This window comes from Mesorhizobium sp. M3A.F.Ca.ET.175.01.1.1 (genome assembly GCF_004791945.1).
GTDB lineage: Bacteria > Pseudomonadota > Alphaproteobacteria > Rhizobiales > Rhizobiaceae > Mesorhizobium.
This window is the reverse complement of record NZ_SRTP01000002.1, coordinates 236,620-249,198: the sequence shown is the minus strand read 5'-3', so window position 1 is coordinate 249,198 and position 12,579 is coordinate 236,620. Positions and strand designations below refer to the sequence as shown.

Genomic DNA, 12,579 nt, shown 5'->3' with positions numbered 1-12,579 from the left:
AAAGCGCCCGGAAAACGGTTCTGGACGCCAAGTCGTTGGACAGATAAGAGGGGGCTCAACTGATGTCAACGCCGCGTTAGCCCTATGGGCAGCGCCAAATTCCGCCACAATCCGGCTGATCTGGAACCCTTCCGCGCAAGCGATCCGTATTGGCAATCCCCATTGGAGTTTATCTAGATGTCCCTGTCGTTCCGCCGCGTGTCGCTCGCCAGCGTCGGCCTGGCCTTCGGCCTTTCGGCTCTTTCACTCTCGCCCCTGATGGCGCAGGAGACGAAGCCGGCCCAGCCCGACACCGCCGCTCCCGCTGCCGCTCCGGTCGATCCGAATGCGGTGGTCGCAACCATCAACGGCGAGAAGCTGACCGAGGCGGATCTTGCCCTCGCCGAAGGCGAGCTGTCGCAGCAATTCGCGCAGCTGCCGCCGGAACAGCGCCGCGCGGCAGCCCTTTCGGCGGCTATCGAGATCCGCGTCATGGCCAAGAAGGCGATCGACAGCGGCCTCGACAAGGATGCCGATTTCCAGCGCCGCATGGCCTTTTTGCAGCAGCGGGCGCTGCACGGCGAAGTGGTCGAGAAGGACGTTGTCGGCAAGGTGACGGACGCCGAAATCCGCGCGCGCTACGACCAGGAAATCGCCAACACGCCCCCGGTCAACGAAATCCATGCCCGTCACATCCTCGTGAAGACGAAGGAAGAGGCCGAGGCGATCATCAAGCAGCTCGACGGCGGCGCCGATTTCCAGAAGCTCGCCAACGAGCACACCAGCGACCCGAGCGGCAAGACCAGCGGCGGTGACCTCGGCTGGTTCGGTCCCGGACAGATGGTGCCGGAGTTCGACAAGGCGGCGTTTGCGCTGGAGGTCGGCAAATATTCGAAGGAGCCGGTGCAGTCGCAGTTCGGCTGGCACGTCATCAAGGTCGAAGACAAGCGCGCCAAGCAGCCGCCGGCCTTCGACGACGTCAAGGACCAGGCCAAGCAGGCAGTGATCCGCGACAAGTATTTCGCCATGGTCAAGGAGCTGCGCGCGGCGGCCAAGGTCGAAATCGCCGACGCGAAGCTGAAGGCCGCAGTCGAGACGATGGAAAGCGGCAAGTGATTCGCTGCCGATCCAGGTATGTTGCAAAGGGCGCCGTCGGGTGCCCTTTTGATTTCGCGATCAGCGCATCAGCATTGTGCGCGTGATATGACGGACCGATCGTCGCCTCGCCTCCATCGCAGCATCGTGCCCGCAAAGAGCGCGTCGCACGAAGCCGACACGCCCGCAAACGCCGACTCGTCCGGAACGGCCGCCGGATCGATCGCGCTGCGGCGCAAGCCGGCATTGGAGCGGTTTTCGAAAATGTAGCCGGCGGAGCCGACGATGGGAGAGCCGCGCCGCATGATCGCAACCTGGATGGTGAAGGCCGCCTCTGCTGCCCTGTGCGCCATCGATGCCCTCTCCGGCATTCCGTTGCTGGCCACGGCGGCAAGCACGGCCGGCGCCTCGGCCGGGTCGAAGGCGCCGCTGCGCGAATTGACGGTGAACGTCCGGTAGAGGGCGGCCAAGGGTACCGCGCGCAGCGGAGCAAAATCCTGCAACTCGGCCACCGATTCGAAGCGGGCGAATTTGTAGCCGCCTGCGATCTCGACGTTCGCCTTGGCAGCGGCGGCAAAGATGCTGGCGCCGCTGCGGAAATATTCGACCGCGATTGACAGGTCGCCGGACGTTTGCGCATTGAGCGCGAGCGAGGCAAATCCCAGCGTCAGCAGGTTGCGGTCCGCAGCGTTGAGATCGATCAGCCCGGCATGGCCCTGAAGCCGCGTCACGATCGCCAGATCGTTTGTCCTGCAGGCAACAGGTTCGAAATTCAAGGGCAGCTTTGTTTCGGCGCCCTCGCCCAGGCGGGCGGCAAGCACATTGGTGAGGCCTTCGGCAAGCAAGCTGAACCTTTGGACCTGCAGTTCGTTCGCCGCGACGGTGCGGCGGGTCCAGGCGGCCAGGGCGAAGGTGGAGGTGATGGCGGAGACGACGAGGAGGAAGACGAGGACGGCGACGAGGGCGAAGCCGGAGTATTGCGGCTCGCACAAGGCCGTTGAGTTATCGGGCTTTGCCTCGATCACAGTGAATCCCAAGAATAAAAGTGCAGCGTCACCGCAATTCCAGATACCCGAAGTAACGAGGGACCCGTGCTATTATATTGGCAACGGTATTATCTACAAGCACCATATCATCCAAAATCCGAGAATTGAATTGCGATCTCACCCCCATATGACGAATTAATGTAACATATCTTCTGATTGTTATTTCGTATATTATCTTTACAAATATGAATACTTTCATTACCTATGTGAACAAGACCATACAATACTTTTAAAACCTCGTCTGGGATATCATTATTTGGAAAATACACGTACATATCGCCAACGATTGTAAGGCTAGTGAAATTCACAATTCCAACCCTGACGTTACCCACAAATGAGATTCGTCGGGTTTCACCCTCGTATTCAAGCCATACTGTAAAACGGTCTTTGCGCTCCAAATGAAACTCTACAATGACAGCATCGTGAATGTAGCCGCGTACTGTCTTAGGATCGCCGACAAACTCAATATCGTGCTGTTTTTCCATTGGTCAGTCGCTCCTATCGTTATTAGCTTTTGGTGGCGGAGGGTCCGTTGGCTTTGGTAACCTATGAGGGCCACGATCCTTGTGTGTCGGCGGAGTACCGTCTGCCGGCCTGCCCCAATCATGGGAATGATCTCCCGTTCCCAATGATCCGGGTGGATGTCCGGGGTGCGGTCTATCGCGATCTACCTCGGGATATCTATCAGGTCCATATCTTCGGCTGCCTTCTTCATCTTCGTAAGTCGAACCGGGCGGCCCTTGCGACATCGGCAAAGGAAGCAGCGGTGGGTACGCATTGGGGTTATAGGTGCCAGCATCGCACGACTGCGGTACTGGGGGGCGCCGGTATGCAGCTCCATGGCCCATAGCACCACATTCTGCCCAACCTAGTCTGCTTCCATGCCAACCCTTCCGGATCGACACCCCTCGACGATAGGTATTGCGGCGCGGAATCGGTTGTGATTCTACGCTGAGGATGACACACGAATCGCTTGTTGATGACGGCTGGGCCGAGACGATTGAGCTTCTCGGCGGCGAAGAGTTGATCGCCGGGAGCGCGCGCGAGACGAAGGCGTTCCTGCGCCCGCGCGGCATCCGGTCGGCGAGCGATCTGCTGCGCCTGACGCTGGCTTACTGCCTCGGCAAGGTGGGCATGCGGGGCGTCGTGGCCTGGGCGGCGGCGAGCGGGATAGCCGACATCTCGGACGTGGCCTTGCTCGGCCGGCTGCGCAATGCAGGGCCATGGCTGCAGCAGTTGATCGGACATCTTTTGAAGCGCGAGGAGGCAGGCTTGGCCAAGGGCCGGCTGATCCGCATCCTCGATGCGACGGCGGTTGCCAAGGCCGGTGCGCATGAGAAGAAGAACAATGGCCTTTGGCGCATGCACTGCGCCTTCGAGCTTGAGCGCGAGCAGTTCGATTTCCTCGAGATCACCGACCAGAGCGAGGCCGAGCTGATCGACCGGGTGCCGGTGGTGGCGGGCGAGATCCGCATCGGCGACCGCGTCTATCTGCAGGCCGAGCGGATCGCAAAGGTCATGGCGCAAGGCGGCGACGTTGTCGTGCGCGCGTCGTGGAAGAATGCGCGATGGCTCGACGCCAACGGCGAGGCGTTCGATCTCATCGGCCACCTGGAGAGCTGCCGGGAGGAGGTCTTCGAAACGCCTGTCCGGCTAGGTCTCAAGAAGGGCGAGCCTGTGAAGATGCGCCTGATCGCCTTGCGCAAATCCGAGGCCGCGGCACAGGAAGCGCGGCGCAAAATCAACAAGGAAGCCAAGGCCAAGGGCAACAAGGTTCAACCGCAGACGCTGATTGCCGCCGGCTTCGTCATCCTTGTGACTTCGCTTGACCGGGAGGCGTTTCCCCCCGGCACGGTTCTCAAGCTCTATCGCATGCGCTGGCGCATCGAGCTCGCCTTCAAGCGTCTGAAGAGCCTGATCGGACTGCGCGCGCCTCCCGCCAAAGACCCAAGGATCGCAAAGCCTTGGATTCTTGCCCACTTCCTCATCGCGCTTGTGACCGAACCCCTCTCGCAGGAGTTGGGTGTCTCTCCCCCTTGAGCGACGGGCGCCCGCTGCTGTGGCGCGCTACCCGCCAGATCGTCGCCTCCCTGATCGCAGCGATCTTTACGCAACCGCCCCTGGCAACCCTGCGCCAAAATCTCCATGCCTTGCGACATCGTTGGCGCGAGCCACCACGAAAACGCAAATTCCAGTCCATGCCAACGCTATCTTAGCGCCTATGCCATCAAGGGGCTGTTTCTGACATAGGCAAACCTGCTCGGCCCATCGGGCATACCAAGCGGGTCGGGCTGCAGATAGCGGCCTGTGCTTGGATCATAATGCCGATGCCAGTTATAGGAAAGCCCTGTCTCGATCTGGAACCACTGGCCGGGGAAGCGCTGGTTGAGCGTGGCGCTGCCGGTGATGGTGCGCACCTCGCCATAGGGCAGATAGCTCGCCTGCCAGACGATGGCGCGGCTCTCGTCGGTCATCATGATCGGGCGTTCGAGATGGTCGGTGAGCACATAGTAGAGGACCGGCGCCGTGCCGGCGGCGTCGATCATGGCCAGCGGCCGGCCGTCGACCGCGATGTATTCGGTGACCAGCGCGCCCGAGGCGTCATATTCGGCGATCACATTGCCGTCGAGATCGTGCACCATGTGCAGCGTCGTCGAGGTGGCGCTGATGCTGCGCGAGACCAGCCGCGACAGGTAGTCATAGACATAGGCGCCGCTGGCCGCGCCGTTGCTGGTGGCGCCGGCAAGCTGGCCGGCGGCATTGTAGCTGTAGGCCTTGGTCACCGCCGGCGTGACGGTGGCGTCCTGGCTGATGTTGCCGGAAAGGTCCGACTGGAAGCCGCGGCTCGGCGTGCCGTCGGTGACGATGCCGGTCAGCCGGTTCGAGCCCGGCTGCAGCGAGTGGACGTCGCTCGAGGTGACGACGGCGCGGCCACGCTTTCCGGACGATCGCAGGTGTAGATGAGCTTGGTTCCATCCAGAAGGTGATCTCTTGGACCGCTTCCGGCAACGGTAACGACCCGGCGATGTTCGGCAAGCTTGAGACAGAACTTGGATCAGGCGAAGGTTGCGGTGCGGCCAAATGTATCGGTGGTCTACGAAACCGTCATTGCGAAGGGGTCGCCCACATCCTCAGAACGCCCTTGCGCCAGGGCGCGCTATCGGGCAAACCGGCCTTCCTTTCGCGTTCCTGCCGCTCCGGGGTGCCCATGTCCGCAACGATCTCGCCGCTCGCGCCGAAGAAATACCCGAAGATGCCGGTCATCGAGGGCGTGCGCATCGCTACCGCCGAGGCCGGGATCAAATACAAGAATCGCACCGACCTGCTCGCCATGGTCTTCGATGCGGGCACGGCCGTCGCCGGTGTCTTCACGCGCTCGAAATGTCCTTCGGCACCGGTCGACTACTGCCGGCAGAACCTGCCGGCCGGCAAGGCGCGCGTGCTGGTGGTCAATTCCGGCAATGCCAATGCCTTCACGGGCAAAAAGGGCAAGGCTTCGACGGCTCTGACCGGCGAGGCGGCGGCAAAGGCAGCGGGATGCGGTGAAAGCGAAGTGTTCCTGGCCTCGACCGGCGTCATCGGCGAGCCGCTCGACACCAACAAGTTCAGCCATCTGCTCGGCGGCCTCGTGAAGAACGGCAAGCCGGATCAATGGACCGAAGCGGCCAAGGCCATCATGACCACGGACACATATCCGAAGGTGGCGACGCAGACGGTGAAGCTCGGCGATGCAGACGTCACCATCAATGGCATCGCCAAGGGCGCAGGCATGATCGCACCCGACATGGCGACGATGCTGTCCTTCATCGCCACCGACGCGCCGATCGCCGCGCCTGTGCTGCAGGAACTGCTGTCGCGCGGCACGGCCAAGACCTTCAACGCCGTCACCGTCGACAGCGACACTTCGACCAGCGACACGCTGCTCCTGTTCGCCACCGGCAAGGCCGCCGCCCGCGGCGCGCCGGAAATCAGCGATGCCAAGGACCCAAGGCTCGGCGCGTTCCGCCGTGCGCTGGCCAAGATATTGAAGTCGCTGGCGCTGCAGGTGGTGCGCGACGGCGAAGGCGCACGCAAGCAGGTGGAGGTCACCGTCACCGGCGCCAAGTCGGCACGCTCGGCCAAGCGCATCGCGCTCGCCATCGCCAACTCGCCTCTGGTCAAGACGGCGGTCGCCGGCGAGGACGCCAATTGGGGCCGCGTCGTCATGGCCGTCGGCAAGGCCGGCGAGCCGGCCGACCGCGACCGGCTGTCGATCTGGTTCGGCGACAACAGGCTGGCGTTCGAGGGTGAGCGCGACCCGGGCTATTCCGAGGAAGCAACCTCGGCCTACATGAAGCGCGACGACATCCGCATCCGCGCCGATATCGGCATCGGCCGCGGCAAGGCGACGGTGTGGACCTGCGACCTCACCAAGGAATATGTCGCCATCAACGGCGACTATCGGAGCTGAGAACGTTGGTGTCCGGACATCCGGCAAGCGTGCTCGCGACCGTTCGCCGATACGAGGCGGCGGGCTTTCGCGCCTGGCCGGCGGCAGCCGTGCATTATGACGGAACCTGGGTGGTGCGGCTTACCGCCGGCCACCCGGCAAAGCGGCTGAATTCGGTCAATCCGCTCGATCCGGGCGACACGCTCAACATTGCCGAGCGCATCGGCCGCGCCAGCCGCCGCTTCGAGGCCTATGGCCGGCCGCTCACTTTCCGCGTGTCGCCGCTGTCGGGGCAGGTCCTGTCCAGGCATCTCGACGACGCCGGCTGGAGCAGCTTCGACGAGTCGCTGGTGATGCGGCTGCCGCTGGCCGACGCGCGGCTCGATGCCGCCATGGACCAGATCCCGCTCAAGGACATCAGCCGTTTCATCGGCGCCTCGCTCAAGGTCAGCGGCTCGGACGCCTCGCTGCGGCCCGGCCTATCGGAGATCATCGGCGCCATCCAGCCGGAAGCGGGATTGTTCGCCCTTGAAGACGGAAACGAGCCGCTGGCGACGCTGATCTGCGTTCATGACGGCGATTTGGCAGGCCTGTTCGAGATCGCCACCGACAAGGCGGCACGCAACAAGGGGCATGGCCGCAATCTCATCTCCTCGGCACTCAAATGGGCGCGGCTGCGTGGCGCGCGCGAAGCCTGGCTGCAGGTCGAGGCCGGCAATCTGCCTGCGCTGTCGCTTTATCGCGCGCTCGGCTTCGAGGAGGTCTATCGCTACCACTATCGCCGGCCGCCCGGCGCATGAGCGCGCTCAAGCCCCCTGGCAAGCGCCTGCTCCTGGTCGCGGCCTGCGCGCTGGTCGACACCGACCGACGGGTGCTTTTGGCGCAGCGCCCGGAAGGCAAGCAGCTTGCCGGCCTGTGGGAATTCCCCGGCGGCAAGGTCGAACCCGGCGAGACGCCCGAAGAGTGCCTGATCCGCGAACTGCATGAGGAACTCGGCATCGAGACCGAAATACCGTGCCTGGCGCCGCTCACCTTCGCCAGCCACAGCTACGACGATTTTCATTTGCTGATGCCGCTCTATATCTGCCGCCGCTTTCGAGGCATTGCCCAGCCGAAGGAAGGGCAGGGCCTGAAATGGGTCAGGCCGCGGCAGATGCGCGACTACCCGATGCCGCCGGCCGACGCGCCGCTGATCCAGTTTCTCATCGATCTTCTGTGACTACACAACTAGAGACAGTTGAGCTTTGCACGGAAGCGCCTTCCGCTCCGACCATTTGTGTTTCGCGCGATCTGGACGGAAAGCCACTGCGCACTTCCTTGGAAACGCTCCAACCGGCCGCTCCCCGTCTGTTTTAGGCAGCGTTAATGGAAGATTTATCTCAGCGTGGAAAATTGAGGCAGAATCGTCCGCGCGGCGGCACGTCGATTTGTTTGGAGCCATTCCATGAGCCTCGACAGAGATTGGGATTCGATCCGCCCGGAGCGCAGTTTTCGCGTCGCGGATGCCGGCATGGGCATGCTACGCATCACGCTGCTCTTTGGCTCGGCGGCCGTGGCGCTGGCGCTGGTCGCAACGCCGTTCCTCGACAGCCAGACGCGGCAGCAAATCGCCCGCGACGGCGGCCTCGACATGGCGAGCACCGGCTCGATCGGCCATCGCGACACCTATACGCTGCGCCGCAGCGTGCTGCAGCCGCTGCCAAGTTCGATCTGCGTCATACGAAACGATGGCAGCCGTCACGGCGATTGCTAATTGGTTAATAATTTCAGCGAGAAGCGGCCGTTTCACCGCCTGTTAAGCTTTTGAAATTAACCTTTCTTAACGGGTAGGCACTATGGTTCCCGGCAAGAGGGATCGATGACCATGAAAAACCTGCTGCAGCAATTTGCCAGAGACGAGACCGGTGCCACGGCTATTGAATATGGTCTGATCGCTGCGGTGCTGTCGCTTGCTATCATCGGTGGTGTCGGCCAAGCCGCAAACGCAATCCAGTGGCTGTTCAGCGACAACAACAGCAGGCTCGTCAACGCCTTCGCCCAGCACTGACCGGCTTGGTCAGGCAATAGGTGGGGCGATTAGGGCCTCGTGGGCTTCTCCAGCACCGACTTCAGCGAGACCTTGGCTGATCCGGGCTTCAGCGGTTTCTGCTGCGAGGCATCGGGGGCCCAACCGGACATCCAGACAATCGAAAAGCTCGCCCTGACCCTGCCGTCGGGATCCGAAAAGCGTTCGGCGTAAATTTCGGCGGCGCGGGCGAACAGGCGCCGGGCGCCAGGCCGTCGGCTGCGGTCGAAAAGCGGGTTGGTCTCGCCCATGGCGCGCAGATCGGCGGCCAGCCCGAACAGTGAATCGTAGCGTACCGTGACCGTCTCGACATCGGCGACCGGCAGTGCCAGGCCGGCACGCTGCAGGAGCGCGCCGGCATCGCGGACATCGGTAAAAGGAAGGACGCGCGGGCTGGCGCCGCCATAAAGCTCGGTCTCGGCGGCAAGCAGGCTTTCGCGCAATTCGGCGAGCGTTCCGGCGCCGGCCAAGGCGCCAAGGAAAAGCCCATCGGGCTTCAGCGCGCGGCGGACCTGGGCAAGCACGCCGGGAATGTCGTTCACCGCCTGCAGCGACAGCAGCGAGACGACAAGATCGAGACTTTCGGGCTCGAAGGGCACGGTTTCCGGCCGGGCGACGATGCCGGCGCCGCCAGCCAGGAAGGCTGCGTCCATCTCGACGCGCACGATGTCGGACACCTTGCCACTGCCGGCGAGAACTTCGGCCGCGGCCGGCGTCTGGCAGAAAAGCGCCGCCGCCTTGCCAAAGCGGCGCTCGACGGCGCCGAGCCGGTCGGCGAGGTCTTCCGCCGCGCGCAGCATGAGAAAATCAGCACCCCCGACAGGGCGAGCGAGCGCCCGGCGCTTGTGCGCGAGCCAGAGCTGCGGATCGATCAAGGGCTGCAACGGGCGGGTTCCTGTTGTCCGCGCATAGTGGAGTGATGCTATGGTGGCGCGGGGGTTTCAGTCACGTGGCCGATCCGGTGCGGAAGATCAAGACCATGGCGATCAGCAGCCTGGCGCGGCAGGCGCTGGGCTGGCCGGCGCGCATCCTGTTTCCGCCGGTCTGCGCCGGCTGCCGGCGCCACGTCTCACAGCCCGGCGCGCTGTGCGGCGCCTGCTGGCCGAAGCTCAGGCTGCTGGAGAAGCCCTGGTGCCCGGTGATGGGCACGCCATTCACCCACGACATGGGCGAAGGGTTTCTTTCCGCCGAGGCGATCGCCGATCCGCCGCCGTTTGAGCGGGCACGGGCGGCGGTGGTCTATTCGGGAGTCGCGCGGCAGATGGTACAAGGGCTGAAGTACCAGGATCGAACCGACCTTGCGCCATGGATGGCGCGCTGGATGATGCGCGCCGGCGCCGAGCTGATTGCCGAAGCCGACGTCGTCGTGCCGGTGCCGCTGCACTGGCGCCGCTTCTTCCGGCGGCAGTTCAACCAATCGGCGGAGCTGGCGCGGGCGGTCTCGAAACTGAGCGGCCTGCCTTTCTCTCCCGCGGCGCTGCGACGCGTGAAGCTCACCCGCCAGCAGGTCGGGCTGGAGCGGCATGAACGCGAGGAGAATGTGCGCGCTGCGTTCCGCGTGCCTCCCGAGGCCGAGATCGTGATCGCCGGGCGTCGGGTGCTGTTGATCGACGATGTCTACACTACCGGAGCTACAGCGCGGGCGGCGGCCAAGGCGCTGAAGAGGGGCGGCGCGGGGGCCGTCGACGTGCTTACCTTCGCGCGTGTCCTGCCGGGGGACTTCCGGGCCGACGAGTCCGCAACTATATAGGGTTGAAATCGTTGTTTTTGTGCATGTATCCAGCAATTGCTGCGCATTTTGGGAAGACATGCACAGGCAGGACCGTTGAGCTGATGATCGATGTGACGATCTACACGCGCATGATGTGCGGCTATTGCACGGCAGCCAAGCGGCTGCTCGAGCGCAAGGGCGTGGCCTATACCGAGCATGACGCGTCGTTTTCGCCGGAGTTGCGCCAGGAAATGATTTCCCGCGCGCATGGGCGCACCACCTTTCCGCAAATCTTCATCGGCGACACGCATGTCGGCGGCTGTGACGATCTCCACGAGTTGGAGGCTCAGGGTCGGTTGGACACGCTGCTCGCCAACGGTTCGAGGGCCTGATCAATGGGTGTTTTCAAAGCGGCGGCAGTCCAGATGCGTTCCGGCACGAGCCCCGAACGCAACGCAGTCGACCTGGAGCGACTGGTGCGCGAGGCGGCGAGCCAAGGCGCGACCTATATCCAGACGCCGGAAATGACCGGCGCGCTGGTGCGCGACAAGGAGGCGCGGGCCGCGTCCTTCACCTCGGAGGACAAGGACGTCATCGTCGCGACGGCGCGCAGGCTTGCCAAGGAACTCGGCATCTTCCTGCATATCGGCTCGACCGCCATCCTGCGCGCCGACGGCAAGCTCGCCAACCGCGCGCTGCTGTTGTCGCCGGACGGCGAAACGCTCGCCAGCTACGACAAGATCCACATGTTCGACGTCGATCTCGACAATGGTGAAAGCTGGCGCGAGTCCGCCGCCTACGAGCCGGGCACCGAGGCGGTCGTCACCGGGATCGACGGCGCAACACTCGGCTTTGCCGTCTGCTACGACCTGCGCTTTCCGCAGCTGTTCCGCGCCGAGGCGCTGGCGGGTGCCGATGTGCTGTCGGTGCCGGCCGCCTTCACGCGTCAAACCGGCGAGGCGCATTGGCATGTGCTGTTGAGGGCGCGCGCGATCGAAAACGGCGCCTATGTCGTGGCGGCCGCGCAAGGCGGCCTGCACGAGGACGGCCGCGAGACCTACGGCCATTCGCTGATCGTCGACCCGTGGGGCCGTGTCATCGCCGAAGCCGCGCATGACGAGCCGGCGGTGATCGTCGCCGAGATCGATCCGGCCCAGTCGCTCGCCGCGCGCAGGAAAATCCCCAATCTCAAGAACGCGCGCGAGTTCAGCGTCAGTGCCGGCGAGGCACCGCGCCTCAGGGGTGCGGCCTCTTGATCCGCTTTTCCCTCATCTGCGAGCGCGAGCACGAATTCGAGGCGTGGTTTCGCAGCAATGACGATTTCGACACGCAGAAGAAGCGCGGCTTCGTCGATTGCCCGACCTGTGGTTCGCATAAGGTCGAAAAGGCGCTGATGGCGCCGGCCGTCTCGACGTCGCGCAAACAGGAAAAGGTCGCACTTGCCATGGGCGAGGCGCAGAAGCAGGCGCTGGAGCAGCTCAAGACGCTGGCCGACAAGGTGCGCGAGAACGCCGACTATGTCGGCGACAAGTTCGCCGAGGAAGCGCGCAAGATCCATTTCGGCGAAACCGATCCGCGCGGCATCTATGGGGAGGCGACGCCCGAGGAGGCAAAGAGCCTCGCCGAGGACGGGGTCGAGTTCATGCCGATCCCGAGCTTTCCGGAGGACCGGCACTAAGGATGCCCCTTGGCAAAAGCGGCTCGCATTTCCTGGAATTGCTTAGCCCAGGCTTCCAATCAGTTTCTGCAGCAAACTCGCCAGAATTTCCCGCTCCTCACGTGTCAGGCCGGCGAGGATCTGGTGTTCATTGGCAACATGGGCGTTAAGCGCCTGGTCAGTAAGCTCGCGGCCTTTCGTGGTCAGTTGCACCACAATCCCGCGCCGGTCGCTGGGATGCGGCGCGCGTCGGATCAGGTCGGCCTTCTCCAGCCGGTCGAGGCGGGCGGTCATGGCGCCCGATGTGACCATCGTCGCCTCATAGAGGTCGGTCGGCGTCAGCGCGTAAGGCGCGCCGGAGCGGCGAAGCGTGGCCAGCACGTCGAATTCGCCCTGCTGCAGGCCGAAACGGGCGAAGACCGGCGCCAGGTGGTCGCGTGCGATCAGCGAAGACACTTCATTCAACCGCCCGATCACGCCCATAGGCGAGACGTCGAGGTCCGGCCGTTCCTTCCGCCATTGCTCGATGGCCTTGCTCGCGCGATCGATGTGTCTCATTTAAAAGTATCTTGACGTTAAGAATCTTGGCAGTATATT

General features: G+C 63.6%; 17 protein-coding genes. 12 read left to right on the top strand and 5 right to left on the bottom strand.

Translation table 11 applies throughout. The features are described 5' to 3' along the window. Positions 1–177: 177 nt before the first annotated feature. Positions 178–1,095, top strand: a complete 918-nt coding sequence (locus tag EN818_RS05800) for a peptidylprolyl isomerase (RefSeq protein ID WP_129553729.1) — start codon at positions 178–180, stop codon at positions 1,093–1,095. A gap of 68 nt (positions 1,096–1,163) precedes the next feature. Here the strand turns inward: EN818_RS05800 and EN818_RS05795 are convergent, their stop codons facing one another. Then, positions 1,164–2,099 carry a hypothetical protein gene (locus tag EN818_RS05795; RefSeq protein WP_095804456.1) on the bottom strand — a complete coding sequence of 312 codons (936 nt, stop codon included), beginning with the start codon at positions 2,097–2,099 and terminating at the stop codon, positions 1,164–1,166. A 107-nt stretch (positions 2,100–2,206) separates the two neighbouring features. After that, positions 2,207–2,605: a hypothetical protein gene (locus tag EN818_RS05790; RefSeq protein WP_135904126.1), complete on the bottom strand. Its 399-nt coding sequence runs from the start codon at positions 2,603–2,605 to the stop codon at positions 2,207–2,209. Positions 2,606–3,077: 472 nt separating this feature from the next. Between EN818_RS05790 and EN818_RS05785 the strand changes: the two genes are divergently transcribed. Beyond that, positions 3,078–4,160, top strand: coding sequence for a transposase (locus EN818_RS05785; RefSeq protein ID WP_129553731.1), 1,083 nt, complete (start codon positions 3,078–3,080; stop codon positions 4,158–4,160). A 179-nt stretch (positions 4,161–4,339) separates the two neighbouring features. Here EN818_RS05785 and EN818_RS05780 read toward each other — a convergent pair whose 3' ends face one another. Continuing rightward, positions 4,340–4,903, bottom strand: a complete 564-nt coding sequence (locus EN818_RS05780) for an RHS repeat-associated core domain-containing protein (RefSeq protein ID WP_165349991.1) — start codon at positions 4,901–4,903, stop codon at positions 4,340–4,342. Between EN818_RS05780 and EN818_RS32570 the strand changes: the two genes are divergently transcribed. The 6 genes from EN818_RS32570 to EN818_RS05755 all read left to right on the top strand — a co-directional run bounded on the left by EN818_RS32570 (position 4,896) and on the right by EN818_RS05755 (position 8,596). Continuing rightward, positions 4,896–5,084, top strand: a complete 189-nt coding sequence (locus tag EN818_RS32570) for a hypothetical protein (RefSeq protein ID WP_186815417.1) — start codon at positions 4,896–4,898, stop codon at positions 5,082–5,084. The genes EN818_RS05780 and EN818_RS32570 overlap by 8 nt on opposite strands. Positions 5,085–5,328: 244 nt before the next feature. Beyond that, positions 5,329–6,570, top strand: coding sequence for a bifunctional glutamate N-acetyltransferase/amino-acid acetyltransferase ArgJ (gene argJ / locus EN818_RS05775; protein WP_095804452.1), 1,242 nt, complete (start codon positions 5,329–5,331; stop codon positions 6,568–6,570). 5 nt (positions 6,571–6,575) lie between these two features. Next, the gene (locus tag EN818_RS05770) at positions 6,576–7,349 is read left to right on the top strand and encodes a GNAT family N-acetyltransferase (protein ID WP_245454744.1); all 774 of its coding nucleotides are present in this window, start codon (positions 6,576–6,578) and stop codon (positions 7,347–7,349) included. Next, positions 7,346–7,768 carry a (deoxy)nucleoside triphosphate pyrophosphohydrolase gene (locus tag EN818_RS05765; protein WP_095804451.1) on the top strand — a complete coding sequence of 141 codons (423 nt, stop codon included), beginning with the start codon at positions 7,346–7,348 and terminating at the stop codon, positions 7,766–7,768. The genes EN818_RS05770 and EN818_RS05765 overlap by 4 nt, the downstream gene beginning before the upstream one ends. A 225-nt stretch (positions 7,769–7,993) precedes the next feature. Next, a complete protein-coding gene (locus tag EN818_RS05760; protein WP_095804450.1) occupies positions 7,994–8,302 on the top strand; it encodes a hypothetical protein in 309 nt (102 codons plus the stop codon). Between the two features lie 105 nt (positions 8,303–8,407). Continuing rightward, on the top strand, positions 8,408–8,596 hold the full coding sequence (locus EN818_RS05755) for a Flp family type IVb pilin (RefSeq protein ID WP_095804449.1): 189 nt from the start codon (positions 8,408–8,410) through the stop codon (positions 8,594–8,596). A 29-nt stretch (positions 8,597–8,625) separates the two neighbouring features. Here the strand turns inward: EN818_RS05755 and EN818_RS05750 are convergent, their stop codons facing one another. Further along, a complete protein-coding gene (locus EN818_RS05750) occupies positions 8,626–9,498 on the bottom strand; it encodes a methyltransferase domain-containing protein (protein WP_129553733.1) in 873 nt (290 codons plus the stop codon). Between the two features lie 65 nt (positions 9,499–9,563). On the opposite strand from EN818_RS05750, the gene EN818_RS05745 reads away from it, so the two are divergent. The 4 genes from EN818_RS05745 (at position 9,564) to EN818_RS05730 (ending at position 12,003) form a co-directional block, all read left to right on the top strand. Beyond that, positions 9,564–10,364, top strand: a complete 801-nt coding sequence (locus tag EN818_RS05745; protein WP_129554076.1) for a ComF family protein — start codon at positions 9,564–9,566, stop codon at positions 10,362–10,364. An 83-nt stretch (positions 10,365–10,447) separates the two neighbouring features. Beyond that, positions 10,448–10,717 (top strand): glutaredoxin 3, encoded by a 270-nt coding sequence (gene grxC / locus EN818_RS05740; RefSeq protein WP_095804446.1) that lies wholly within the window; start codon positions 10,448–10,450, stop codon positions 10,715–10,717. 3 nt (positions 10,718–10,720) lie between these two features. Next, the gene (locus EN818_RS05735; protein WP_129553734.1) at positions 10,721–11,581 is read left to right on the top strand and encodes a carbon-nitrogen hydrolase family protein; all 861 of its coding nucleotides are present in this window, start codon (positions 10,721–10,723) and stop codon (positions 11,579–11,581) included. Beyond that, complete coding sequence (locus tag EN818_RS05730) at positions 11,578–12,003, top strand: DUF1178 family protein (protein ID WP_129553735.1); 426 nt, start codon at positions 11,578–11,580, stop codon at positions 12,001–12,003. Before EN818_RS05735 ends, EN818_RS05730 begins: the two co-directional genes overlap by 4 nt. A gap of 42 nt (positions 12,004–12,045) precedes the next feature. On the opposite strand, the gene EN818_RS05725 is transcribed toward EN818_RS05730, so the two are convergent. Continuing rightward, positions 12,046–12,540, bottom strand: a complete 495-nt coding sequence (locus EN818_RS05725; protein WP_165349993.1) for a MarR family transcriptional regulator — start codon at positions 12,538–12,540, stop codon at positions 12,046–12,048. Positions 12,541–12,579: the final 39 nt, after the last annotated feature.

Excerpts from the sequence above, each read along its gene's own strand:
- EN818_RS05800 (WP_129553729.1), top strand. The coding sequence starts at position 178 with ATGTCCCTGTCGTTCCGCCGCGTGTCGCTCGCCAGCGTCGGCCTGGCC.
- EN818_RS05790 (WP_135904126.1), bottom strand. The coding sequence starts at position 2,605 with ATGGAAAAACAGCACGATATTGAGTTTGTCGGCGATCCTAAGACAGTA.
- EN818_RS05785 (WP_129553731.1), top strand. The coding sequence starts at position 3,078 with ATGACACACGAATCGCTTGTTGATGACGGCTGGGCCGAGACGATTGAG.
- argJ (WP_095804452.1), top strand. The coding sequence starts at position 5,329 with ATGTCCGCAACGATCTCGCCGCTCGCGCCGAAGAAATACCCGAAGATG.
- EN818_RS05765 (WP_095804451.1), top strand. The coding sequence starts at position 7,346 with ATGAGCGCGCTCAAGCCCCCTGGCAAGCGCCTGCTCCTGGTCGCGGCC.
- EN818_RS05760 (WP_095804450.1), top strand. The coding sequence starts at position 7,994 with ATGAGCCTCGACAGAGATTGGGATTCGATCCGCCCGGAGCGCAGTTTT.
- EN818_RS05755 (WP_095804449.1), top strand. The coding sequence starts at position 8,408 with ATGACCATGAAAAACCTGCTGCAGCAATTTGCCAGAGACGAGACCGGT.
- grxC (WP_095804446.1), top strand. The coding sequence starts at position 10,448 with ATGATCGATGTGACGATCTACACGCGCATGATGTGCGGCTATTGCACG.
- EN818_RS05735 (WP_129553734.1), top strand. The coding sequence starts at position 10,721 with ATGGGTGTTTTCAAAGCGGCGGCAGTCCAGATGCGTTCCGGCACGAGC.
- EN818_RS05725 (WP_165349993.1), bottom strand. The coding sequence starts at position 12,540 with ATGAGACACATCGATCGCGCGAGCAAGGCCATCGAGCAATGGCGGAAG.